20 protein-coding genes are annotated in these 26,078 nt (G+C 42.7%); 11 read left to right on the top strand and 9 right to left on the bottom strand.

The window, feature by feature from the left end:
* Nucleotides 1-100: 100 nt before the first annotated feature.
* Complete coding sequence (dnaN, locus tag HXT56_RS05690) at nucleotides 101-1,225, bottom strand: DNA polymerase III subunit beta (RefSeq protein ID WP_116712456.1); 1,125 nt, start codon at nucleotides 1,223-1,225, stop codon at nucleotides 101-103.
* 441 nt (nucleotides 1,226-1,666) lie between these two features.
* Entirely contained in the window at nucleotides 1,667-3,298 is a 1,632-nt protein-coding gene (dnaA, locus tag HXT56_RS05695; protein ID WP_421777991.1) for a chromosomal replication initiator protein DnaA, read from the bottom strand.
* 390 nt (nucleotides 3,299-3,688) lie between these two features.
* Between dnaA and rpmH the strand changes: the two genes are divergently transcribed.
* The 10 genes from rpmH (at nucleotide 3,689) to HXT56_RS05745 (ending at nucleotide 14,125) form a co-directional block, all read left to right on the top strand.
* Nucleotides 3,689-3,823: a 50S ribosomal protein L34 gene (rpmH, locus tag HXT56_RS05700; protein ID WP_116712454.1), complete on the top strand. Its 135-nt coding sequence runs from the start codon at nucleotides 3,689-3,691 to the stop codon at nucleotides 3,821-3,823.
* A 21-nt stretch (nucleotides 3,824-3,844) separates the two neighbouring features.
* Nucleotides 3,845-4,336: a ribonuclease P protein component gene (gene rnpA, locus HXT56_RS05705; RefSeq protein ID WP_250309736.1), complete on the top strand. Its 492-nt coding sequence runs from the start codon at nucleotides 3,845-3,847 to the stop codon at nucleotides 4,334-4,336.
* Nucleotides 4,337-4,380: 44 nt separating this feature from the next.
* The gene (gene yidD, locus HXT56_RS05710) at nucleotides 4,381-4,701 is read left to right on the top strand and encodes a membrane protein insertion efficiency factor YidD (RefSeq protein ID WP_250309735.1); all 321 of its coding nucleotides are present in this window, start codon (nucleotides 4,381-4,383) and stop codon (nucleotides 4,699-4,701) included.
* Complete coding sequence (yidC, locus tag HXT56_RS05715; protein WP_116712452.1) at nucleotides 4,701-5,714, top strand: membrane protein insertase YidC; 1,014 nt, start codon at nucleotides 4,701-4,703, stop codon at nucleotides 5,712-5,714. Before yidD ends, yidC begins: the two co-directional genes overlap by 1 nt.
* 134 nt (nucleotides 5,715-5,848) lie before the next feature.
* Complete coding sequence (locus tag HXT56_RS05720; RefSeq protein ID WP_116712451.1) at nucleotides 5,849-6,406, top strand: protein jag; 558 nt, start codon at nucleotides 5,849-5,851, stop codon at nucleotides 6,404-6,406.
* 161 nt (nucleotides 6,407-6,567) lie between these two features.
* Entirely contained in the window at nucleotides 6,568-7,278 is a 711-nt protein-coding gene (gene rsmG / locus HXT56_RS05725; protein WP_421777992.1) for a 16S rRNA (guanine(527)-N(7))-methyltransferase RsmG, read from the top strand.
* Nucleotides 7,279-7,461: 183 nt separating this feature from the next.
* Nucleotides 7,462-8,436, top strand: coding sequence for a ParA family protein (locus tag HXT56_RS05730; RefSeq protein ID WP_421777993.1), 975 nt, complete (start codon nucleotides 7,462-7,464; stop codon nucleotides 8,434-8,436).
* Nucleotides 8,433-9,815 (top strand): ParB/RepB/Spo0J family partition protein, encoded by a 1,383-nt coding sequence (locus HXT56_RS05735; protein WP_421777994.1) that lies wholly within the window; start codon nucleotides 8,433-8,435, stop codon nucleotides 9,813-9,815. Before HXT56_RS05730 ends, HXT56_RS05735 begins: the two co-directional genes overlap by 4 nt.
* Nucleotides 9,816-10,171: 356 nt before the next feature.
* Complete coding sequence (locus HXT56_RS05740; RefSeq protein WP_421777995.1) at nucleotides 10,172-11,830, top strand: hypothetical protein; 1,659 nt, start codon at nucleotides 10,172-10,174, stop codon at nucleotides 11,828-11,830.
* A gap of 456 nt (nucleotides 11,831-12,286) precedes the next feature.
* The gene (locus HXT56_RS05745; RefSeq protein WP_421777996.1) at nucleotides 12,287-14,125 is read left to right on the top strand and encodes a leucine-rich repeat domain-containing protein; all 1,839 of its coding nucleotides are present in this window, start codon (nucleotides 12,287-12,289) and stop codon (nucleotides 14,123-14,125) included.
* A 288-nt stretch (nucleotides 14,126-14,413) separates the two neighbouring features.
* Here the strand turns inward: HXT56_RS05745 and trxB are convergent, their stop codons facing one another.
* The 5 genes from trxB to HXT56_RS05770 form a co-directional block, all read right to left on the bottom strand.
* Nucleotides 14,414-15,355 carry a thioredoxin-disulfide reductase gene (gene trxB / locus HXT56_RS05750; RefSeq protein WP_116712447.1) on the bottom strand — a complete coding sequence of 314 codons (942 nt, stop codon included), beginning with the start codon at nucleotides 15,353-15,355 and terminating at the stop codon, nucleotides 14,414-14,416.
* A 145-nt stretch (nucleotides 15,356-15,500) separates the two neighbouring features.
* Nucleotides 15,501-17,744 carry a kinase gene (locus tag HXT56_RS05755; protein ID WP_421777997.1) on the bottom strand — a complete coding sequence of 748 codons (2,244 nt, stop codon included), beginning with the start codon at nucleotides 17,742-17,744 and terminating at the stop codon, nucleotides 15,501-15,503.
* 135 nt (nucleotides 17,745-17,879) lie between these two features.
* A complete protein-coding gene (murJ, locus tag HXT56_RS05760; protein ID WP_421777998.1) occupies nucleotides 17,880-19,664 on the bottom strand; it encodes a murein biosynthesis integral membrane protein MurJ in 1,785 nt (594 codons plus the stop codon).
* Nucleotides 19,661-22,006: a DUF6049 family protein gene (locus HXT56_RS05765; protein WP_421778000.1), complete on the bottom strand. Its 2,346-nt coding sequence runs from the start codon at nucleotides 22,004-22,006 to the stop codon at nucleotides 19,661-19,663. Before HXT56_RS05765 ends, murJ begins: the two co-directional genes overlap by 4 nt.
* Nucleotides 21,957-22,733, bottom strand: coding sequence for an NUDIX hydrolase (locus HXT56_RS05770; RefSeq protein WP_421778002.1), 777 nt, complete (start codon nucleotides 22,731-22,733; stop codon nucleotides 21,957-21,959). Before HXT56_RS05770 ends, HXT56_RS05765 begins: the two co-directional genes overlap by 50 nt.
* A 75-nt stretch (nucleotides 22,734-22,808) precedes the next feature.
* On the opposite strand from HXT56_RS05770, the gene HXT56_RS05775 reads away from it, so the two are divergent.
* The gene (locus HXT56_RS05775; RefSeq protein ID WP_421778004.1) at nucleotides 22,809-24,245 is read left to right on the top strand and encodes a CCA tRNA nucleotidyltransferase; all 1,437 of its coding nucleotides are present in this window, start codon (nucleotides 22,809-22,811) and stop codon (nucleotides 24,243-24,245) included.
* A 113-nt stretch (nucleotides 24,246-24,358) separates the two neighbouring features.
* Here the strand turns inward: HXT56_RS05775 and HXT56_RS05780 are convergent, their stop codons facing one another.
* Both HXT56_RS05780 and rsmA read right to left on the bottom strand, forming a co-directional pair.
* On the bottom strand, nucleotides 24,359-24,985 hold the full coding sequence (locus HXT56_RS05780; RefSeq protein ID WP_421778005.1) for a LytR C-terminal domain-containing protein: 627 nt from the start codon (nucleotides 24,983-24,985) through the stop codon (nucleotides 24,359-24,361).
* A gap of 143 nt (nucleotides 24,986-25,128) precedes the next feature.
* Entirely contained in the window at nucleotides 25,129-26,025 is an 897-nt protein-coding gene (rsmA, locus tag HXT56_RS05785; protein WP_116712485.1) for a 16S rRNA (adenine(1518)-N(6)/adenine(1519)-N(6))-dimethyltransferase RsmA, read from the bottom strand.
* Between the last annotated feature and the right edge of the window lie 53 nt (nucleotides 26,026-26,078).

Below are 26,078 nucleotides of genomic sequence, written 5' to 3' on the forward strand. Positions count from 1 at the left end.
TTTAAACGTTGGTAGTTATATATAAAAAATTGCGATATTACACTCACTTTGAAAATGTGTTGATATTAAATTCATAGTGAATGTAATATCGCAAAAATGTTTAATTATTAAAGCGCATAGGAACAAGAAGATAACGATAATTCAGAGATTCGTCACCATCAGATTCTTGTTGACCATTAAATTCGACAGGTTTTACTGCTGTTGCCATTTTCATATGAACGAAAGGTTCACTAATAGCGCTTAATCCTTCCACTAAGTACATTGGATTAAATGCTACGGTAATGTCTTCTCCATCCATATCAATATCGAGAACTTCATTTGCTTGAGATTCATCGGCAGTACCAGCACTTAATGTGAGTTCTTGATTAGAAAAGACCATGCGAATAGGAGCATTACGTTCAGCAACCAAAGATACTCGTTTGATAGCGTTAATTAATGCTTGTCTGTCAATAACAGCGTGAATAGGATATTCATCGACAAAAAGTCTGTCTACTGAAGGAAATTCGCCATCAATTAGTTGTGATGTGCTGGTTCGTCCAGAGTTTTCAAAACCAAGTAATGTTGGTTCTTCTTCATTAAAGTAAACAAGAACATTTTGGTGGTCATCAAAAGAACGAGCAATGTCACGAAGTAAAGATCCACGAACAAGAGTTGTTGCGTGAATATTTTCATGTTCAGGAGTCCATTTGAAATTAGAACGAGACAAGCGGAAACGGTCAGTAGAAGTCATAGTTACGGTATCGTCATCAAATTGCATGCGAATACCAGTCAGTACAGGCCTATTTTCTTCTCGTGAAACAGAAACAGAGGCTTGGTTAACAGCTTGCATAAAAGTTGGAGCATCAACTTGTCCTAATTTGCTAGGAAGATCAGGCAAATTAGGATATTCACCGAGTGGCATTAGTTGCAAAGTAAAAGTTGATTTTCCAGAAGTAATGGTCAAAGTATTTTCTTTAGAACTTAGATAAGTATTTTCTGCTGGAAGAGATTTAGTAATATCTGCCATTAATTTGCCTAAAACAAGAACGCTACCTTCTTCATCAATGCCAGCTTCAATGTGGTGACAACTGGAAATCTGATAGTTAAATGCAGAAAGTTGTAAGGTACCATTTGTTGCTTCAATTTTTAAGCCTGCAAGGATAGGATTAGCTGGTCTTGCATCGATAACGCGTGTTGTCCAAGCTACAGCGTCAGCAAAAGATGCAGAATTAACTTCTACTTTCATACGTCCTCTTTTCTGTAAAGTCTGCAATTATTCTATCGTATGTTGCGCCTACTTTGCTAAGTGAAAAAAGAAAGTGGAAAACGTCTTAATTATTTCTACTAATAAGTAAGTAAATAAAGTAATAGACATAATAAGCGTGGTTAATATGTGGAAAAGTGCTGTAAAAGCGCGAAATAAAAAGGTTATGCACACGAGAAAATTGTGTATAGTGTTCAAACAACAGTGTGCACAAGTAGTCGACTTATCCACAGCGTTAGCTATTTTTTGAGTTGTTAACAGTTGAATCGTGCTTATACACGACTTACTAACATTTTAAAACGGCGTTTTCCACGAGTTATGCTCAGGTTTTACCCACATTTGTGATTAAGTATGTGGATAACTTTCTTTATTTTCTATGAACAATTAAAGAATAACATGGTGGAAAAGCAAATATTTTTTATACTACTTCCTATGCTCGGTAGGATTTTGCTTCAAACGAACTGTTAATTCCATAACGTAATTATAAATTTCCTGCTTTTCTTGCATCTCACCACTAACACGAGTATAAGCGTGCATAACGGTGGTATGATCTCGACCGCCAAAAACCTCGCCAATATCAACCAAGCTCATACTTGTCATTTCACGAGCAAGATACATAGCAATTTGACGTGCAAGTGCAACATTTTTTGTACGTTGGCGACCAACAAGTTCATCAAAAGTCATGTGGAAATATTGCGCAACTTGACTAATAATATCGGATGGTCGAACTTCAATATCAGTTGCAAAGAAATCCTGCAACGCCTGTTCCGCCAAAGCCTTACTCACCGGCTGATTACTTAAGGAAGCAACAGCGGTAACGCGAGTTAACGCACCTTCAAGCTCACGAATATTCTCTGTAAAGCGTTCGGCAATTAAATCAAGTACATCACTCGGAACGTTGCAATGGTTCATAGAAGCCATCATACGTAAAATTGCGATACGCGTCTCTAAATCTGGTGGTTTAATATCAACGGTAAGACCAGACTCAAACCTGGAAATTAAACGAGCTTCAAATCCCTTAAGATTTTTTGGAGCAACATCAGAAGCAATAACAATACGCTTATTGGCCTGATACAAGGCATTAAAAGTATGGAAGAACTGTTCTAGTGTTGCTTCCTTACCACCGAGGAATTGAATATCATCAATGAGAAGTACATCAACTTCACGGTAACGCCTGTTAAAGTCAGCAATTTGACCTTGACTTTGATTTGGCGTCTGTAGAGCTTCAATAAACTCATTGGTAAACTCCTCACTGGTGACATAACGCACTTTAAGAGAAGCATCCTTAACCAAAGCATAATTACCAATAGCATTAAGCAAATGGGTTTTACCAAGTCCAGAACCGCCATAAATACATAACGGATTAAAGTCGCGGCCAGATCCTTCAGCAACAGCAAGAGCTACAGTTCTTGCAAAACGGTTTGAATCTCCAGGCACGAACGTATCGAAAGTTGCACAAGTATTTAAATGCGTAACAGAATCTCTTTGCACGGAAACAGGCATTTTTTGTTGAGAAACCTGTGCCGAAGTAGATGGCATACGAGTTTGTTGCAGAGTGGAAAGACCAGTGGCATTGTCAAAATCCGGCTGCGAAGGCATTGTTGCCGAATGTAAAGTATTAAGTGGATCTTCAGATTTTCTGTCAGCTTCCATCGAGTTAGCAGAAGCTGGATTATGAGATAGAGGAGCTGGGGAAGTTGTATTGATTGATGCCGTTTGTTTTGGCTGAGGCGCCACAGTAGGGCGTGTATCAGCCCCACCTTGCTCGTTATGATGCATTTGTGGAACGATTTTAAAAGCAGGGAACATATCCTTGCCTGTGCAAATTTTCAAAGCAGTCAGCAGCGGAGAATTAAGTTCATTCTGTAATGCAAGCTGCGCTTGAGCATTAGGAACACATAAAACGATAGTTGTCCCAAAAATTGCCTCTGGTTCGACGCTTTCAAACCAACCCTTATCTCGTGCAGTTAACAGGGCATTGTGCTGCAAAACAGTAAGCGTATTAGACCAAACAAGAGCAGCTTGTGCTGCAGGGTCGCCTAATGTATCAGCCATGTCACCCCCCAAAAGGTTAACGTACACACATGAGAATAAATATGATTTTTATACGCGCACGCGTGTGTAAAAGTATCAGTAAGCTATCTTTACACCGACCCTACGAAGTTATCCACAGTCTAGCGTGTTGAAATTACTTAAATGTGAATAACATGTGTGTAATTTGTGGATAAGTTAGAAGTGTAGTTTTGGCTATATTTCAACGTTTTTGGCTATATTAAAAATGTGATGAAAATGTGAACAAAATAATTTTTGTTATCTGTATGACATTCACCCAATAAGCACAAAAAATGTGAAGTTTTGACTCTTGGTGAGGGGTAAGAGTATTTTAGTAGAGCTTGACTCATACGGGGCCATGCTTTTGCATGGCTGAATACAGGAGCATTAGTTATGAAGAGGACATTCCAGCCGAATAACCGTCGTCGTCACATGAAGCACGGCTTCCGCGTTCGCATGCGTACGCGTTCTGGTCGCGCCGTTATTAATCGTCGTCGCGCCAAGGGCCGTAAGTCGCTGTCTGCCTGAGCTAAGGTAGCGTCGTCAGGTATGGAAAGGCTGAAAAGCCACCGTGATTTTGTTACGGTACTTAGGAAACGACGCAAAGTGAGTTCGCGGGATATCGTCGCGCATTATGTGATGCGTGACGATATAGCCGTACCGAACGCGCTTAACGAAGGTAGAAGTGCAGGTCTAGAAAGTGTTGCCACGGGTTTTGAAAGTAGTATTCCCGCGGCATTTTCTGATACCTTAAAACAAGCTCACAATACTGAGGTTGCCAAGAGGTTAGGCCTTGCTGTATCTAAATCAGTAGGAAAAGCTGTAATTCGTAATAAAGTGAAGCGTCGTTTAAGGGCTATTACTCGCGAATGCGAATTTTTGTTGCCTGCGGGCTGCGATGTTGTACTACGAGCTAAGCCGACTGCAGCTAAAGCTTCATTTGATTCACTGCAAAAACAAATTCAAAAGCTATTTGAAAAAATTAGTGAAGTGTTGCAGCCTGCTCAAGGTTGTGAATCGCATGAAAATAATCAAAATTAAGTAAGTGAGTATATATTACTTAGAGAGAGAAAGTGGTTATTATTATGCGAAATAAGGAAAGTTTTGCAGCGAGTACAATGATTACAGCAATTCGTTGGTATCAGCGCGTGATTTCTGCCAAAAGACCAGCTTGCTGCCGCTACTATCCTACTTGTTCGCGTTACGCTATTGAAGCCGTTACAAGGTTTGGAGCAGTAAAAGGTGGTATTCTGGCGGCGTTGCGACTACTTCGCTGCAGACCGTGGACTAGTTGCAGTATTGACGACGTGCCACATACTTATTCAATTTTTTATCGTTGTGCTTGGTCTAAAGCGCATGAAGAGCCTCGGTTAACTCCCTTGGCTGAAGAAGACAAGGAAAACTAATGTTTAATCAAGATCACTTCTTACTTGATAGCGGACCCTGGGGATGGTTCTACAAAATCCTTACGCCAGTTGAGTGGCTTATGACTCAAGTTATGTACTTGTTCCACAAATTCCTAACTATGCTCGGGATGAATGAAATTGGTTTCTCTTGGGTTCTTTCGATAGTGTTTTTGGTGCTGGTTGTTCATGCCTGCATCTTCCCTGCCTTTATAAAAAGCATTAAGGGCATGCGTAATATGCAGGCAATTGCCCCTAAAATGAAGAAGATTCAGCAAAAGTATAAGGGCAAAAATGATGCTGCAAGCAAAGAAGCAATGCAGCGAGAAATGATGAAACTGTACCAAGATAACAACGCAAATCCTGCTGGAAGCTGCCTTCCTATGATGATTCAAGGTCCAGCGTTTATGAGTATTTGGTATACGCTTTCTGTGATTCCGTTCATTGCTCGTGGAAAGCATGCCGCTCTTGGAGCTTTTGATATTGCTACAGCACAACAATTTATTAAAACGCACGTGTTTGGCGTAGGTGTTGCTGACACATTTATGACGGTTGGGGCATTAGGGAAAGTTGTTATTGTTATCGTTGTAATACTCATGTGTGCTGCAATGTGGTACATGCAGTTTAACAATATTCGTAAGAATCTGCCTCCAGAATCTAAGCAGGGCAGCCAATATACGATGCAAAAGCTCATGATGTGGGGATTCCCGTTAATCTATGTTTTCTCTGCATTCGCTCTTCCATTTGCAATGCTTGTTTATTGGCTTGTAAACAACATTATGAATATGCTTCGCTCTATTTGGCAGGTATATGCCTTCCCAACTCCTGGCTCTCCTGCAGCTGAGGAAAAAGAAGAGCGAGATTATAAGAGAGAAACAGCTCGTCGCGAACGTGAAGGATTGCCTTCTATTGAAGAAGAAAAGCTCCAACAAGCCCGCGAAGAGGCTGAGCGTAGGGAAACTGAAGGATTCCAACGTAAGCAACCACAACGTAAGCGTAAGGTGACAAAGCGGTAGTAATAGCTATATTACATAAATCAACAAAGCCGGTGCGAAAGCCTGAAAATAGGTTGTTAACTTGGCTTTATTATCCGCTAAACTAGACTTCAGAATTGTGTAACGTGAATTTGTATCACGATAAGGAGTAGGTAATGATACAAGATGAGAAGAAGACAGTGGATCAGCTCAATGAAGAAGCTGATATCGCTGCCGATTATTTGGAAGGTTTGCTTGATATTGCCGATTATGAAGGCGATATTGAGATGGGAGTGCGCAATAACCGTCCAATGATTCAAATTGTTGCTGATGACGATACTGATATCAAGCATTTGATTGGTCGCGAGGGCGAAGTGGTTGATGCTTTGCAACAGCTGAGTCGTCTTGCTATTCAGCAGAAAACTGGTGATCGTTCGCATCTTATTGTTGATGTTGACGGGTTCTTAAAGCGTAAGCGTCAGCATTTACGCGATATTGCATTGGATGCTGTTGATGAAGTTCGTGAAACTGGTGAATCTGTATCTTTGAAGCCTATGAATTCGTTTGAGCGTAAGGTTATTCACGATACTGTGCGCGATGAGGGCTTGCGTTCTCGTTCGCATGGTGAGGAGCCACATCGTTATGTGACGGTGTATTTGCCTGCCAGTGCAGACGAAAATATGGTTGACGATGCTGAAGATGTTTCTGCAGACGATGGGTATGTAGAAGAATAATTAATGCTACACCTCTTAGTGTTGTCTAAAATCGAGAAAAAATAAAATTACCCAATAAGATAAAGTAACATAGTTGAACAAATTTTGTTTAATTATGTTACTTTTATCTGTTTGTGATGTACTAAAAAATGAATCTGAAAATCAACAAAGCGCGGGACAATATGGAAAATATTCAATCTACTCAAGCGACAGAAAGTATGCAAAATGTAGTTGATGAATTGGAAAATTCCCCACTTTTAGCTGATATTCTTGGAAATGCTCTTAGCCAGTGCGAGCTGTTTCACGTGAAACTACAAAAAGAAGGTTTGTTGCGTGGGCTGGTTGGACCGCGAGATATGGGAATTTTGTGGGAGCGACACATATTAAATTCTGCTGCCGTTGTGCCATTTATTCGTGAAACTATTTCTGGTAGTAAAAGTAAAAGAGTTGCCGATGTTGGTAGCGGTGGCGGCTTCCCTGGATTAGTACTGGCTGCTTGTTTACCAGAAAGCGATGTGACATTAATTGAGCCAATGGAACGTCGTGTAACATGGCTTCAAGAATGTGTTGCCCTTATGGGATTAAAAAACGTAACTATTTTTCATGGAAGATCAGACGAAGTTATTGAGAAAATTAAATCTCACGAGATAAATGTTTTTGATGCCGTAACGTGCAGAGCTGTGGCCCCTATGACAAAATTGGCAGGGTGGACGATACCATTGTTGCGCGAACACGGTCGACTGGTTGCTCTTAAAGGAAAATCTGCTCAAGCAGAAATAGAAAAAGCTGCAAAGATGATTCGCAAAGCTGGTGGTGTAAAGCCTCGAGTTCTTGAAGCGCCTGTGGCTCCTGGCTTGCAACCGACTACTGTTGTAATTGTAGACAAAGCCTAATTTTTTAAAATTGCGCAAGCAAAAAAAGCAACGTTAATAAGCAAATAAAATCAATTAAACTGTTACATTGTTTCATGTGAAACATTAAACAATTTTGCGTTTTTATGTCCATAGAAACAAGGAAACTTGAGACACGGTATTGTATTTTTTGGTCTCTTCATAGTTGAGCGGGGGTGATACGTTGTGGAATCGGCTGCTGAAACAATTCAACGTATTTTTGGGGATTCGAAGTCTTCGTTAGGCATTGAATTAGCAGATTTAACATCTCGTTATCACGCGCTTGACAGTGTGAAATATCCACATCCTGATCAAACTCGTTTTATTGCTGTTGCTAATCAGAAGGGTGGCGTAGGTAAAACAAGTTCTGCCGTTAATCTTGCTGCAGCAATGGCGATTAGTGGATCTCATGTGCTCGTTATTGATATGGATCCACAGGGTAATGCTTCTACCGCATTTAATGTGCCACACGCTTCCGGTGATCCTTCAGTATATGACGTTATTGAAGGTAGAAAAGGTATAGCTGAAGTTAAGTTAGCTTGTCCTGACATTGAAAATCTTGATGTAGTTCCTGCCTCAATTGATTTAAGCGGTGCAGAATTAGAACTTGCTGATATGGATAATCGTAACAATCTATTGAAAGATGCTCTTCAAGAATATCTTAATCAATGTGAAACTCATTACGATTATGTCTTTATAGATTGCCCACCTTCCTTGGGATTACTTGTAATTAACGCTATGTGTGCCGCTCGTGAAATGCTTATACCTATTCAAGCTGAATATTATGCACTAGAAGGTTTAGGACAGCTTATAAGAACAATCGGTTTGGTACAGCAACACTACAATCCAATTTTGGTAGTATCAACCATGTTGGTAACTATGTTTGACAAGAGAACACTTCTAGGGCGAGAAGTATTCCAAGAAGTAAAAAACCATTATCCTAACATTGTTCTCGATACTACTATTCCGCGTACAGTAAAAATTCCTGAGGCGCCTAGCTTTAATCAGAGCGTTATTACGTATGATCCGCACGGTGCTGGTGCAATATCGTATCGCGAGGCTGCGTTGGAAATAGCAAAACGTTCGCAAACTGTACTGGCTGTTATTTCATCAAAACAAGAGGCGTTGCGTAGCGCAAATGAAGAGGAGAGTGGACGATGAGCGGAAATAAATCTCGTTTGGGGAAAGGTTTAGGAGCTTTATTCCCAGCTTTGCCTGGTGAGGGTGCCTTAACTGAGCAGTTTGACGATAAACTAGATGATAACAAAAATATTGTTTCACATGAAACAACAAAGGCGACTGTTTCACATGAAACATCTAGCAATGTTGTTACTTCTGCAAATAGTGTTTCACATGAAACAAACCAACAATTAAAAACGCAAACTAAAGTGCCCAGCATAAGCGATGCAATAGCTCCTCATGCAAATTATGTAGATAACAAAAATAAGGAATCACAAGCCGTTTCACGTGAAACTTTACCGCTAACACAGGGTAACAAACACGCTCGTAAGCGTTCAGCCATGCCATCTCTTGAAGATGTCACACGCCCAATCGATTTCTTCTTCAACGAAACCACGACGCAGACATCACCCCTTACTTCGCATGAAAATACGGATCGTAAATCTGGTGACAGCAATGTAAAAACTGCAAATACTACAAACGTTGAGGAAACGCAACAAACTGCAAAAACTCAACCGCTGCAGCCAGTAAAAGGTGGATATTTAGCATATCTAAAACCTTTAGATATTGTACCTAATGCTCAACAGCCACGAACTATTTTTGATGAAGATGAGCTGCGCGAACTTGCGTCTTCTATTAAAGAAGTGGGCGTACTACAGCCTATAGTTGTTAGACCAATCGAAGGTGCCGATAAGAACGATAAGCAGATTGCACACTACGAACTTATTATGGGAGAACGCAGGTGGCGTGCTTCGCAGATTGCAGGTCTCGATACTGTGCCAGCAATTGTGCGCACGACTTCTGACGAAAATATGCTACGCGATGCATTGCTCGAAAATCTACATCGCGTGGCCTTGAATCCTCTGGAAGAAGCTGCAGCTTATTCGCAAATGATTGACGATTTTGGTTTGACACAAATACAGCTTTCGCAATCTGTGTCGAAATCTCGTCCACAAATTGCAAATACTTTGCGACTTCTAAATCTTCCTGCAAGTGTACAAAAACATGTAGCATCAGGCGTGCTTTCTGCCGGACATGCTCGCGCTTTGCTTGGTTTGGAAAAGCCAGAAGATATGGAAGATCTTGCCAATCGAATTATTGCTGAGGGGTTATCAGTTAGAAGTACTGAAGAAATTGTGTCGCTTAAAACTAAGCATGAATCTGACGGCATAGTTCACGCTCGCAATCGGCGTAATAATAAGTGGGCTGCTTCGCCAATTCGCCAACAACTTGAGCAGCGTTTTGCAACTAAAGTTTCAATTAAAGGTACAGAAAATCACGGTCGAATAGAAATTGTGTTCTCGTCTCCGGAAGAAATGCAGCGCATAGTGGATTTGTTAGTAGCTGAAAAGCAGCAGTAATAAGTGATATATGCGCAGGCGCTAGCAATTACAGCTTATTATGTTCCTGGTTATGTTTTAGTATTGTGTTTTTTAGATTTTGGACACCAGTCTTTAGAACTACACAAAACTTACAGATTTGTACCGCTTCTTAGCAGCAGCGCAGTTTTTCAGTGTGACTAAAGTTACGCAATTAAGATATTAATAACGCGTGCTATATGTAAATCGGATTTTTGCGTTCTGGTGTTTCCCTTAGCTGAATACGGGAGTATTGTTTTCAATAGTAGTTACGCGACTTATTACATTGCGTATGGCAGGCGTGTATCTATATTTCTATGCAAGATTCATATTTTAATATGTATCGAGAGAGGAAAATAATGATGAACAAAAAGTGGTGTGCTGCTATTGTTGCAGCAGCAACATTAGCCGGAGGAATGGCACTTGCTGGTTCTGCATACGCTGATGAACCGGAGTATTCTCCTGAATCTTGGTCTGTTGCTGAAGCTTTAAACACAGAGAATAAAAAACTGTACTTACAGGCTATTCATGCTGCTCATGAAAAAGCTGAAGAAACCGGCAAAGTTCAAGCTATATTTTATCGAAATGATCATAATATAGAAATTCCAAAAGGTCATACGGTTGTTCACGGTGATAATAACACAGGTACATTCTATATTGCGCCTGTTAACGTCGTTAACAATGCTTGGACTGTGGATGAAGCCAACCCTACTGAAACTTTCGCATTAAGCGACGAATTTGTAAAATCATTAAGTAGTTATCCAGGAGACGGCGATTCGGGTTTCGCTGCTATAATTTCCGGTGGCCTGCCTCGTAAGTCTCCATTGTTTGTAATCCCAACCAAAGGTGATTTTTGTGCAGGATTGACGGGAGCACCTTACGCTAATTGTTCCACGTGGCGCGACGGAAGTGCTGTTGATATTAACAAAGTATCCGTCAGCAAGATTGGAAAGTATTCTGCAAATGTAGATGTCGAATACAATGTGCACTCAGATAGTTCGGTAAAAGATCTGAAGGTGTTATCGTACTGGTACAAGAATATGGAACCTACGGGATTTGCTATTGAAACAGACTGGTCCCTTAGGCCGCTAAGTGCCGAAGAAAAGGCTTATGTTACGAACATTCGCATGGATGAAGTTCCATATGAAAACGGCGCTCTGAAAAAATACGCAATTTCTGAAGATAATGCAGAAGAGGCTGCTAAGGAAGAGGCTACAACAGAAGATGCTGTTGAGCGCTCTTATTGCTTCGAGGGTACTGCTGTTAAGGAAAATCTGCAGACCAAAGTTGGCAAGAACAATACTACGGTGACCTTTGCTGAGTTACTTCCAGGTGCCGTATATGGTAATACGACTAAGCAGGTGTTGCCTTTCTATGCTCAGTTTGGCCTTATGTCTACTGTAGAATCTCCCAACGGCGAAGTGATAAGTGACGATATTTCTCGAACTCAGACAACTGTTAACAATCTATTGTCCAACAGAGTACCTGAGGGTTCGCTTATTCCACAGGCTGGCGCTAAGGGCTTTACTGTGTGGGCTGAATGGCGCGATGAAAATGGTTTGTTAAGGCATTCCCAAGAGAAGTTAGTTCCTTCGTTTAAGACGCTTCCAGATGGTGGGCATTTTTATGATAATTATCCGAAGGGTAATCCTGATGAAGGTGTAGCTGCTGAAGATGTTCAAGAGCCTGAAGTTACGCCAACTGGTGAGAGTGATGCACTTCCTGAGGCTGACAATAATGATAATGTTGCCGGCGACGACTTTGGTGACTTTAGTGACTTTGGTGACTTTGACGACTTGGGTGATCTTGGAGACCTAGGCGACTTTGGTGACCTTGGTGACCTTGACGACTTGGGTGATCTTGGTGACTTAGGTGACCTCAATTTGGATGACTTAGGTGACCTTGACGACTTGGGTGATTTTGGCGACTTAGGCGATGTTGATACGGAAACTACTGCGGATGCAGTTTCTAATGCAGAGCCAGTTGCAGATTCAGCTGCAGAACCAGCTGCTATGTAGTGTAGGTGACAAAGCAACTGCAATACTATCGGCTAATTTATAGTTAGCTGTGTAGTTTTATAAATTAATATTGTGATATTTCGGCTGGGTAAGTTGTACGTGAAATTAGCGGAAGATATAGAAAAGTACGGTATTTTTCTCTGTTTCACGTGGAACAATCCCAGCCGATTGTTATATATTAGGAATTACGGTTGGGCCGTTGTTGGTATTTTTATTAATGTGAATTTGCTTTCACGTATGGCCATGGTTTTATTCATTGGGCATTTTGTATGTGACATTGTGTGAGTAATGAAATGTATGTGCAATATCCATTGAATACCTTGATTTCTGTAGGTAGTGTGCTTATGCTAGTCGAAGCGCTGCTCGCAAAATTATTCAGGTTAGTGCATATTTCACAATAAATTTGTAGATAGTTGCTTATGCGTTTGCGTATGAGATATTAAGAAAGGGAAAGATATGTTAACCAAGAAGGCTATTGCCGCATTTGCCGCTGGGGCAACATTGCTGAGTGGATTTGCTTTCGCTGTTGTTCCTCAGACCGCTTTTGCTGCTTCAAATACTACGAGTACTTCTGCAGAGCATAATGACAACGATGTTATTCACTTTAAGAATGAAATTTTTAAGAAGAACATACTTGGTGCTTTGAAAGATTACCAAGTAATTGGTAAAGATGCCACTGATATTACTTATGCTGATGCTAAAAAAATGGTATATCCTGTATTTCTTGATTTAGGATATTCATACAATAAACCTGAAGGTGTTGACGTTGATCCTCAATCTTCAGATAAAAATGTTTCAGATCTTTCTGATCTTCAATATTTTTCAAATGTTCAAGATCTTCACTTAACTGGAGATGTAGGTTTTGATTTTTCGCCATTAGCAAAGCTGCAGAATTTAACAAAATTGTATATTATGATTCGCAACAGTACAAAAACTTGCGATTTTTCTTCTTTGAAGGGTGTAACAAAAAATCTAACGACTTTATCTGTGAGAGTTTCTGGGGATCCTGATTTATCTCCTTTGGAAAGATTCACCAATCTTACTGATTTAGATATTGATGCTAATTATTTGAAGAGTCTTGATGCTATTAAGGGGCTTACGAAGTTAGAGCATTTGGTATTACATGCATCTAGTGTTTCTGATCTTTCTCCTTTGAAGAATCTCACCAATCTAACAGACTTGGGTATTTATAGCAGTGCTGCTACTAACATTGATGCTCTCAAAGGACTTACAAAGTTAAAAGATTTATGGTTATATATTTGGGATGCTCCTGATCTTTCTCCTTTGAAGAATCTCACTGACGTCACTAATTTGCATGTTGTTACTAATAAGGCTACTAGCGTCGATGCTCTCAAGGGACTTACAAAGTTAAAAAAACTGGAGATGCAAATTCATAATGTTTCTGACATATCTCCTTTGGGTAATCTAAAAAATCTTACTTTCCTTGATATTTCTGATTCGATTGTGAAAGATATAAGCACAATAAAGCAGATTCCGTATCTTAGCTACTTAGATATTACTTGTTGCGATAAAATTGGCGATTATTCTCCATTAAAGAGTTTGCCTGGGAATGCGGTGTTAGTAGTTAGCGCTAAGTTAAAAGACAGTGATGTTATCAAAAAGTTAAAACAGGAAAGAGGCGATAAAAAGATTGATATTTCATATTCCACAACTTGGTGTTCGCAAGGTTGTGATCCAGATTTTAATGATGTCAAACATATTGAGCCAGATTCTAATGATGACAAAGATATTGAGCCAGCAGATAATCATGGTGATGCAAATACCAGTACTGTAGACATAAAAGAGCCAGAAGATGCAAAGGATTCTTCTAAGGATTCTTCTAAGGATTCTTCTAAGGATTATGGCGATGATAATCCGCAATTTGCAGCTGATTTTGATGATTTTGATTTGGATTTGAGTGATCCAGGTTTATTGTATGATGATTCTTCTTCGGATTATGGCGATGATAATCAACAATTTGCAGCTGATTTTGATGATTTTGATTTGGATTTGAGTGATCCAGGTTTATTGTATGATGATTCTTCTTCGGATTATGGCGATGATAATCCGCAATCTGCAGTTAATTTCGATGATAAATTCATGTCTTTTGATTCGAATTTTGATGATTTTGATATTGCGGAGTTAGATAATCTAGCTGATTTCAGCAATGACATCGGTGATTTTTATGATGTTGATGTTTCTGCGCATAATTCCTTAGATTCTAATCAGGTTGAGCCTGTAACTGCGGATGCAGTTTCTAATGCAGAGCCAGCTGCAGAACCAGCTGCTATGTAGTGTAGGTGACAAAGCAACTGCAATACTATCGGCTAATTTATAGTTAGCTGTGTAGTTTTATAAATTAATATTGTGATATTTCGGCTGGGTAAGTTGTACGTGAAATTAGCGGAAGATATAGAAAAGTACGGTATTTTTCTCTGTTTCACGTGGAACAATCCCAGCCGATTGTTATATGTATTTAAATGCTAAAGAGCAGCGAGCAAGCGTAAACTTTGCGCGATATATGCTACATTATGAGATTTATCAGCGGTTTGCACCTACTTAAGCAACTCTTAATTTTCTTTCTTAATTTTCTTTTTCATTAAGATAATCTTGCGCATCAAGAGCGGCACGGCAGCCCATACCAGCTGCGGAAATAGCTTGACGGTACACGCTGTCAACTACATCTCCGCACGCAAATACGCCCTCAACAGACGTGCGCGTCGAAGCGCCGTCCACTACAATAGTGCCATCTTCGTTAAGATTCAGTGCGCCGTTAAGGAATTTCGTTGCAGGAGTGTGTCCGATAGCGACAAACAATCCAGCAGATTCAACTTCCTGCGTCTCCCCCGTAGTAACATTGCGAACGGTAATTGAAGTAGCCTCTGTGTCGTTGCCGTGTACAGCGTCAACTACGCTACTCGTCAAGAACTTAATTTTTTTGTTTTCTTTTGCGCGATCAACCATAATTTTTGAAGCGCGGAACTCATTGCGTCGGTGAATTAAAGTCACAGACGAGCCAAAACGTGTAAGGAATTGTGCTTCTTCAAAAGCAGAATCTCCGCCGCCAACAACAGTAATCGGCTTCCCTCGGAAGAAGAAACCGTCGCATGTTGCACAATAGGATACGCCTCGTCCAGAATACTCCTGCTCACCAGGCACGCCCAATTTGCGTACCTGTGAGCCTGTAGAGACGATAACAGCCTCAGCTTCGTAAGTTACACCCTCGTCTACAGTTACGCGTTTTACTGGGCCGTTAAAGTCTACAGAAGTAACGTCGTCTAAAAGAATTTCCGCTCCAAATTTTTCGGCCTGACGCTGCATACCTTCCATTAGATCAGGGCCTAAAATACCATCGGGGAATCCCGGATAATTCTCCACTTCTGTGGTATTCATAAGTTGTCCGCCAGGAGTAAGTGCGCCGGCAATAACAAGTGGTCGATATCCTGCTCGGCCCAGGTATATTGCGGCAGTGTATCCTGCAGGACCAGAGCCGATAATAATTACTTTGCGCGTCTGATTTTCCATAAATTGTTACCCCTAAACTACTATTAACCAATCAACTAACTAGCCAATTAAATAACTAATTGGTTAACTAATTAATTAACTAACTAACTAACAAATCAACTAACCTACTAACCATACTGTGAGCCAGCCAACTGTGCCATTAGTGCTAGTACAGCTTAATAGAATTAATATAAAGACTATTATTCGGCATGCTATCTTTTGGAACCCACAGCATAAAGTCTTGCGATTTCACAATCTTCTTCAACTTTACGTCAGTAGTGCCGCTTTCGTCGAATGTAAATTCTGCTACTTGTGTGCCTTTAGTAGGATCATTCGTAGCGTTCGCAATCAAATAAGCATGGCCACCTGAAGTGCGAATCGAAATTACAAGACGATACACCGGTTGTGGCTCGGTTAAATGAATGTAATAGCCGTAGCCATTCTGCTGCGCTGGGAAACTCAAGAATTGGTAACGGTCAGCCTTATAAGCAACCGTATTCGTTGGCATCTTAGGTTTTGGCACAGCGCGAACCTGCTTGCGTCCAGTTTGCTTGCGTCCGGCATTCTTCTTAGTTGACTGCTTTTCTTGCGGAAGAACTCCTTGACTACCAAACGGCACATTTTCAACATTGGTACTATCCCACGTTTCGTTATTTCCGAAACCGTCTGTATTTTCGTGTGTGCCAAACAAGCCGTGCAATGCTAACGCTAAACCAGCTACAAGCAGCAAAAATACCGCGCCAATAGCGATAACTTTTGTTGAAAGACCCCACCAAATCTTCGCGTCTGCAATAGCATTATTATTTCGAGATTTTTGTTTTTGTGATGCGGCAGCCTGTTCGCGAGGTTGGAAACTTGGTGGCAGTGAAGGTGCGTTATTAGCAAGAGAATCGTCGTCGTCATTATTGCGTTCATCTTGAAGCGCGCGCGCCGATTCTTCGCCAGGAGCTATAAACCTGCCATGGGTATCAACTACAGGAACTCGGCCTGTGGACTCACCTTCTGACGTCAAGTTTTGCGGACGAGACAGCAACGTTGTGTGTTGTGCATTTTCGGCAAGCAAATGTTCAAAATCAAACGTTCCTGTAACACCCGTTTCACTTATGCTACTTTGTGCCGATTGATTCTCAGAGTTACTAGCATGGTCAAGAACGTTCCGCGAGGTCGCTGGATCCGGAAAATGCTTATACGAAGACGATAAAGTTGGGAATATAGCATCACCCGTATCAAGCTCAGTAGGAGCAAGAATATTCGCCATTTCAGCTGCAGCAATATCATGGAAATCGATGTCGGTATTAGTATTGCTGTCGTCCTCGAATCCGTTATTGTCATCACTTTTAGCGTTGGCGCTGTTACGTTTAAGAAGCGAGCCAAGCGTTTTGCCAGCATTCTTAATGCTATTACTTAACTTAGCGGAACTTCCTGTACCAGTCGCAAGTGCCGTAAGCGAACTCGACTCAGAGGTAGCAGTAACGTCGTCGCTATGTATATTGCTCTGCTGAATAAGTTGTGCTTCAAACTGTTCCTCACTTTGGGTGAGATCCTCCGGCAACGGTAACAGAAAAGCATCTTCCGTATGACGCAAACGAACGTTACTAATAGAAGCTGCGCTCGTTTTCCCATCGAGATCAATATCTTGCTTAGTAAGTCGAGATAACGGCGTGTAAGAGCCCAAAAGAGCGGTAAGTTCAGCAATAGAAGCCATAGGAACCACATTGCTACCATTGCCGTCTTTGTGGTTAGATAAGCTGCGTGTACAAATCATCCTAAATTCTGAAGGAGTATTATCTGGCAGCATAGCCGCATCAAAACGAGCTTGTACACGAGAAGAAGTTCTAGTGAGCAAAGCATACAGCAGCGAAGCGAGTTGGCGAGTAGCCGTATGTTCAGCGTCATGCATTAGTGGAGGGTGCTTTTCGTCTTCCAACTGCGTCCTATCCTCTAATAGAGGGCTTACCGGAGTGTCAGCAAGTTCTATACCAGTTGGAGTAATTCGCACGGTGTCACTAGCGATGGCGTGATGCGTAATATTATTAGCAAGCAGTCTACTTAAAGCCTGGGCTGTTTCCGCAACAATTGTGCGCACTGCTTCATTGCTTAATGGTGCATCTTTTTTCGCTAGATAGTCGTCGAGCGTAACACCGCGGTCAAGTGAAGTAATAATAATCGCAATATTATCGTGGTGCTGTAACTGTAGCACTTGCGTAAATTTACGGTTATGAGAAAGCGCGAGCGTAGAAGCAATAGTATTAACTTCCGGCAGGAAACGTGAGTCGCGTACAATAAAAAGTTGGCAATCTTGCGTAAGTATGCGGTCATTAGCCTGCCACACTTGCAAGCCTGCTTCATTGCGCAAAAGGGATACCAATACGTATCGATTCAGCACAATATCTCCCAAGCGAGGTTCCATGTATTCCTCATCTTCCTACGCACAAGTAAATAGGTGACAAAATATTTCTTACTACCATCTCATTGTACCGATGAAATGGCATGTTATGTACCGTAAATTTTGCTTATATTGTAATAATTTCCAAAATTAAAACTCTTACTCACTAATTGACGAGTGAGAACGCACTTTTCTAGGTGCGCGGCTCTCGGCATCGCTATGCTGTTCGTCATGTTGCGCAAGATCACTAATTTGCGAAAGATGCTCAGATAGTGGTGTCAAAGCCGGAATTTTCTGCGCGATTTTACGTACCAGCGGAGCCGACAAGTCCACAAGTTCGCTTGTTTTTAACAAAACCAAAATCACTATATACGCAACTGCAGCAACAATAGTAACTATTGCGCAAACGATTACGGCATGAAGCCAACGTGCAACCCCATGCGTAGCAGGATCGTTAAGGCACAAAACTTTTATCAACGGATCACGTACTATCAATCCCACGATGATAGCAATCAGCGAAGCTGCAACAATTTTTGCGTGTGAAACTATGAGACGACGATCGTCCAAATCATTATGAAAACGATGACGTAACATTCTAACCAACGAAGGGAACGTGAGGAAGAAACTCATGGAAACGCAAGCACCCAACGCAGTAACCCAGTAAGTTGCCGGCAAAAACTTGACGCAAGAAACGAAAGCAATAAGTTCAGTAGCAAGCTGCGCGAACGCAAAAATAAAAGGTCGCTTCCCATCTTCAAAAGCAAAAAAGGTGCGTTGAATAATCAGGTAGCTGCTAGTAAGCGGCAATCCAAAAGCGAGCATCATAAGTGGTGCAGCCATCAAATCAGCTTCCTGAAGGCTAATAGAAGGAATGAGGGCTAAAGAAATAGGCATTGGAATAACAATAAAAACAACAGCAAAAAAGCAGGTAATAAGGCTAACGTGACGCAGTGCACGACTTAAGTCGTTGCGTGCGACGCGGAGATCGTGTGAGGCCACAGCCCGGGAAATCTTAGGGAACATGGCTGTCGCAACCGATACCGCAACCAAAGAGTAAGGAAGTAGAAATATAGTGTACGCATTCTGGTAGGTTGCGTTGCCAGCTACTTCAAACTGGTCCAAGCCTAAAGTTTGTTCCGCAACCAAAGGAACGCTGGTAGTAATATGCGTATTAATCATCACAATAATCTGCGTAATTGCTACGATACCGGCACTCCACGCGGCGACTGGACCCATAGAACGCAAGCCAATATCTCGTATACCCCAGCTTGGTTTGTAATGTATGCCGCTTTTCATCAAAGGCCAGAACAACACCAACGCCTGCGCAGCAACACCAAGCGTCCAAAATCCTGCGGTAAGAAGCAAAGAGGTGCCATTCCAAAACCCAAGTGGTTCCCTATTTGCTTTTCCAAAAAGCAGTATAAATACGCCAAAGCCGCAGCAGCTGATAATATTCGCCGCAACCGAGCTCCATGCGTACATTGCGAAACGACCTTTAGCTGCAAGTACCTGTCCAAGAACCGTATAAAGTCCGTAGAAAAAGATTTGCGGCATGCACCATAACGTAAAAGCATAAGTAAGAGATTGCATTTGAGCGCTGCCGCCGGCGTACAGAATAGTAAGTAGCGGCGTTGCTGCAGCCATAAGAATAGTGATGGCCGCAAGTAGCACAATTGCGAAAGTAATAAGCTTATTTAAGCGGTCTTCAGCATTTTTCTTTTCCAAAGTACGCACTATTTGTGGTACCAACACAGCATTAAAAATGCCGCCGGAAACGAGCGTGTAAATAAGCTGAGGAATCATGGAGCCGGCTTGGTATGCGTTTGCTGCCAAGCCAGTCGTGCCAAGAGCTGCAGCAAGAAGAATAGTGCGTATTTGGCCGGTGATGCGCGATGCCGCCGTTCCGCTGGCCATAATCATAGAATTGCGACCGATTGAGCTCATTCGTCCGGATCCTTTTTACGGTGGAATTGCCTCCAAAGACCAAGCAACCCAAGCATGAAAGCGAATATTATAATAATCGTACCGCTTTTGTCATTAATTTGCAGTGTACTGGTAATAAGTGTGCCTTGCGGCTGAGAAAATGCGTGATGCTGCCTGTCTTCTAGTACAAACGTCACTTTGGTGTGCGTTGAAGTGGTAATACGAAGCGGCAACGTAACTTGCGTTTCACTATTTGCCGGAATATTTACTAACGTTTTACGATTAGTGACAATTTCCATAGCGTGCGTGTCAGCAGACAAATACACTTGGACGGGATATCTGTAATTGTTGCTAATAGTAACCGGCATGCTTGCTGTTTCGCTCACTGCTGTAATATCGTGAGGCGCAATAATACGTATGCCGGAAAGAAGCGCGCGGGTGAAGCGAGTTGACGCGCTTTCTGTTGATTTTTGGATGGATCTGTTTACCAAATCGTGTAGGGCGATTGAATCGTATAAGCGTAATACGTATTTTTTCCAAATTTTTACGTTTAGTACGCTTCGTGTTTGTGCCGTTTGTTTAGCGAGCGCTTGGGCGTCACCTTCGGTAGCGATTGCTTTGGTCGCAGCTCGGTAATCGAGAATATGGTTGACGAAGCGTAGCGTATTGTTCCTATGGTGCGATAAATCGTTTAGCGCTTTTCGTCGCGTTTGAGCGGTTGCCGCACTTATTGCGCTGCTGTGAGGAATGGATCGCATAATATTGCTGCGTTTCCAATAAGGCAGGGTTTCTTGCTGCGTTTGTGCCATGGATTTCAAGTCGCTGAGCGAAAGCCAAGGGGACTGTTCTAAAGCGCTCATAGTGGCATCAATATCACTGACGCTGGTTTGTTGGGAAAAAGTTACGAGAATATGGCGCGGCAAGTACGGTTGCTCCATATGGTAGAACGCGCTTTGTGCAACAAGTCGGTTAATGCGGCCTGCTCGGGTGTGCTCGCCTACTGCTTCGTTATCGGTAGGATTGCCGTTCGCGAGGGTGGTCAGTACCGCTTGTGAAGCTAGCACGCGCACATTTCCGGCAGGGGTTTCAATATCGTATATGCCGTTTCTCAACGCAAATTGCGAGGCGCTGGAATCAAATTCGTCTGTGGAAAGAACGGTATCGTAACCGTTGCGTTTTGCTTGCTCAAGTGCTTCGAGCGTCCAGCGTCCGCCGGTTTGCCACGCGTAAGATTGTGGCGCAGTCTCGTTGTTTGTGTTTTTTACTATTGCTTGAGAATTTTTTGCTGACCATACGGATTGGGCAATGCCTGCAGAACTATACGCTTCTCGATTATGCTCGTCGGCGTAGGCGCTAATATCAAACCCCGCTCGTTGCATATAAGCAGAAGGGAGGAATAGTAATCGTGCTGCTTGGAGCGTGTTGCTATCTGCAATTGTCTGTAATTTTGCGTGTTTGTTAGCTAAATCGGCTTGTTGAAGGATGTGATGGGTGTTATTTTTGCTTGTTTGCAGCAACGAATCGATATTGTAGATGTGCTGTGGAATATCAGATTTTATAGAGTATTGTGTTTGTGTCAGCATTGGCATAACCGCAGTAAGTTTCATGGTTGGAGCGTCGGTTGCGTGAAGTCCAACGTTGGAGCGCGTCAGGAAAGACGATATTGATTTGTATCGTGAATAGTTTTGAGAGTAGTAAGTAATGGAGAGCGGTTTTGGTCCCCAATGCCAAATTGATTTTAATGCTGGATTGTCGGCAGGGATGTCAAATTGTACTTTTGTGCTTGTGCCTGCAGCAAGGGAGCTGGTTTTAGCTGAGCCTAAGATTTGCAGCGTTGGTATGCGAGACTGTCCTTGCGCCCAATTTTGCATGTCTGTGCGTGAAACAAACGTGTACCCAGCGTTTATGGCAACTTGCACCGTGCCTTCTGGAAGTGCGGTGTTAGTCGCCTGAAGATTAATAGTGATATGGTATCCGCTGGTATCGCTTACTACAGGGGTTGCTTGGAGTATGCTGAGCGAAATTCCTTTGCTGCGCGGGTTTTCGTATGGTGTAGTGCGTTGCTTTTGTGTTGGCGCGTGATTGTTTGACGAATAACGTGCAGGTGCTGCTATTGTGGCAGTTTTTGCGTGCGCTAAACCAACTAGTCCTAGCGATTCAAGTCCTGGAGCGCAGCTCACGAGTAAGCTGAGGGAAACAATGGTGAGTAAAGCAACAACAAAACGTGCTTTCTTAACGAGCGTGTACAAAACGCTAGTTAGCGAGAAACGTGCTGTGCGGCTCAAAGATTGCGGATATTGGTTGGTTTGGTGCTTACGCGTGAGATTCGTCACTGTGAGACCGCCTGTGTGCTTTTTTTGCATATAACCATGCAACTTTGCGTTCGTTTGGATAACTCAATATAGCATTTAATTCCTTGAAGCTCACCCATATTGCATCTTCTGCTTCGTGATCTGGGTCGCCTAATACGGAAAGATTGCCGCTTACGTAGCGTAGTGCAAAATGGTGTACCAATTTGTGTACGCGATGTGTTGTGCCAGTAAACCAATAGTCGATAGTAGCGATAGAATCCACAACTTCGCCTACGATGCCGGTTTCTTCGTGAATTTCGCGCACGGCAGTTTGTTGAGGGGTCTCGCCTTTCTCAATATGCCCCTTAGGTAAGCACCATTCGAGATGTCCACTTCTGGAATGACGAGCAATAATTGCGACACGCCCGAGTGAATCGAACACGAGGCCGCCGGCAGAATATTCGCGAATAATTGGCAAATCTTGAGCGTCTAAGGAAGCGAAAGTTGCGGGTGTATCCGTAAGTCTACGCTGTGGCATGAGCGCTGGAGAAGCGCCGGCAACGGTTGAATTTTTCGGTAGTTCTTCCGTGGTGATTACCGGTTCTTGCGACCTCTGCTCACCTGCTGAAAGTATTGGAATATCAACGAAAATTCGCGTTTCTTCTTCATTCCGTTCGCAAGTTTTTCCTCGCGTAATTTTAGCGAAATCAAGTGGAGTAAAAGAATGGTGAGGCTCATTTTGGGTATGATTATCCGCAAGCTTGGCGAGCATACGTCGTAAATCTGCAGGAGTAACCATACACTCCACCTTACTCAATCCGCTGTGCATTGGGGTAACGGTATGCTGGAATATAGATAGATTTTTGCTGAAAGGGTGTCGGTAAGGGTGACTGAGAACTTTGAAGTTTGGCCTGAAGCTATAGAATTGGGGCGACTTTTTGCTGAGCATAATTATGAACTTGCGTTAGTTGGGGGTCCTGTGCGCGATATGTTGTTGCATCGCGTGTCGCACGATCTTGATTTTTGTACTTCGGCGCGTCCTGAAGAATTTGAGCCAATTTTGCGTCGTTGGGGGCACGATGGTTTTTGGGATATGGGACGAAAGTTTGGTACGTTGGGTGCTATGCGTCGTCGTCCTGACGGCACGGAAGTAAAGGTTGAAGTTACTACGTACCGTTCGGATGTGTACGATCCGGATTCACGCAAGCCTGAAGTGCAATATGGCGATACGCTGGAAGGTGACTTGTCACGGCGAGATTTTACCGTGAACGCGATGGCGTTGCGTGTGCCGGAGCTTGAGTTTGTTGATCCTTTTGGTGGTGCTAGTGATTTAGCAAAAGGGGTGTTACGCACTCCCGTGGACCCTCGCCAATCTTTTGACGACGATCCGTTGCGTATGATGCGTGCGGTACGTTTTGTTGCACAGCTTGGTTTTACTATTGAAACTAATACGGCTGAAGCAATTGTGGACATGGCTGATCGTCTTACTATTGTGTCTGCTGAACGTATACGTGACGAAATTACGAAATTGTTGCTTTCTGACAGGCCTCGCCAAGGTTTGGAAGCTTTAGTTGAATCTGGTATTGCTAAGCGTGTGCTCCCAGAGATTCCAGCATTACAGCTTGAAATAGATGAGTATCATCGGCATAAAGACGTGTTTGAACACACGATGATGGTTCTTGAGCGCGCTATAGCGTTGGAAACAGCACCGGAAGGGCCTGTGCCCGCACCGGATTTAACGTTGCGTTTGGCGGCATTGTTACATGATATCGGTAAACCGAGCACCAGAAAGTTTGAAGATGGAGGCAAAGTGAGCTTCCATCATCACGATGTTGTGGGTGCGAAAATGACGCGTAAGCGTTTAAAAGCGCTGCATTTTGATCACCATATTATTGATGATGTAAGTGAGTTAGTGAATTTGCATTTGCGTTTTCATGGCTATGTTGACGAGCCTTGGACTGACTCTGCGGTTCGTCGCTACGTTAAAGATGCGGGTCACTTGTATGAGCGTTTGAACAGATTGACGCGAGCTGACGCTACTACGCAAAATCGACGTAAATCACTGATGTTTGAGCATGCTATGGACGAAATGGAAGATCGCGTGCGCGAACTAAAGAAGCAGGAAGATTTTAATGCAATTCGTCCGGACGTTGACGGTAATGAAATTATGCAAATATTGCAATTGCAGCCTGGCCCAACCGTTGGCGAAGCTTACAAGCACATGTTGGATTACCGTCTTGATAACGGGCCGGTTGAGCATGATATTGCAGTAGCTGAGTTGCAGCGTTGGTATCGAGAAACACACGAGTAAACTGGACGTATAAGCGCAAATGCTGCGCATATGCTTACTTACTTTTACTTACTTTGGTTAGTGCCTGTAAGTAAAGCATTGTATGTACGTTGCGTGTACGTTACTGTATTTTGTTACTGTACTTCTTTATGCTGGTAGGCTTTTGGAAGCTTAGTTAACGTATCTGCTTTTACACAGCCCGAAATTTCACGAATAGACGCTCCGGCAGCAGGCACGTCAACTTTTGGACGAAGGTTATTAAACGTGGAACCAAGTACGATATCAATAAGTTTGTCTTGACGATCATCCATGCGAATAATAGCATCAGTAAAATTGGCACTTACTGTATACGCTTCATTAATAGCGTTTTTGCCGAAATAAATAGTAGTACGCTTAATGTTGCTCGTTTTATTGTTATTGACTTCAACAAGATTAAAGCCGCGAGCGTTAAGAGCCTCGCCCACTGCGCGCGCAAACCCGCGGAATTTAGTGCCGTTTAATACGCGAATCGACACGGCTCGATTATCGAGGTACGGTTTCTTCCCGCCTTCTTTTCCTTTAATAGCGCAAGGTGCCACAATACCATAATTTGGATTATCTCTTGGTGTTGGCGCGGCACCTATGCCAAAAACATGGGAGTGCACAATCAGCGCAAAAACAAACACAACCGCTAAGCCTACGCTTACGGTGGTTAGGATAGACCGTTTTCTCTGATACATGAAAGCTTTACGAGCAATATGTTCGTCGTACTCTTGCGCCATGTTTACTTCCGATCTGCGTATTTGCCTTATATGCTTAATTTGCAGTGTGCAGTAAGCTCATTAAGCTACTTATAAGCCACTTATAAGCCACCTATCCCTAATACTTACCGCATTTTACCGGCTATGTATGACTGATGAATGTGTTACTTGCAGGCACGATATAAGCTAATAAATTCGTCGCAAGTAAGCGTCTCCCCACGTCGCGTTGGGTCAATTCCCGAGCGCTCGTACGCAGCTTCGGGGACTAGATGCTTCAGAGCCGCGTGCAAAGTTTTACGGCGCTGTTGGAAGGCCGCATCAATAAGTGCGAATACTCCTTCGCGCTCTTGTTCTTCCCCTTTGCTGGTTTCATCGCGCGTGAACGAAACTAAAGCTGAATCTACATTTGGTGCGGGCCAAAAAACGTTGCGTCCAATAAGACCTGCTCTTTGCGCTGTCCCATACCAAGCCAACTTTACGCTGGGAGTTCCGTATACTTTATTGCCTGGTTGAGCGCATAAACGGTCGGCGACTTCTTTTTGTACCATCACTAAAAAGTGTTGTAAATTGCTGAATTTTTCAAGCAAAGTAAGTACTATAGGAGTCGCCACATTGTATGGAAGATTGGCAACGAGAGTAAATTGAGTAGCGTTTGCTAATTGTGGGACGTCGTTAGAGTCGAGCGCTAAAGCATCTTTCAGTATTACTGCGAAGCGAGATGATGCTTGCGGCATAAATTCTTCGACGGTGTGCGGCAGCCGCTTAGCAAGTGGTGGATCAATTTCTATAGCAGTAAGATTGGCGCCGGCCTGTAGCAAAGCAAGGGTAAGTGAACCAAGGCCAGGGCCTACTTCCATCACCATATCCCCTGCCTGAACTCCAGCGGCGGCTACGATTTTTCGTACGGTACCAGGATCAATTACAAAATTCTGCCCGAACTTTTTGGTAGGTGTAATGCCTTCTTCTGCAGCGATACGACGAATATCCGCAGCGCCTAAAAGTTGACCGTCGGATTCGCTTTTCTTTGTTGCGGAATCTGCGTTACTTGTCGAGGTGCTTATTGTTGCGCTGTCTACTGTGTTATTCACCCTTATACTACCTATCGTGTTTGCTA

It is taken from the genome of Gardnerella nova, from assembly GCF_049244055.1.
GTDB classification, from domain to species: Bacteria; Actinomycetota; Actinomycetes; order Actinomycetales; family Bifidobacteriaceae; genus Bifidobacterium; species Bifidobacterium vaginale_H.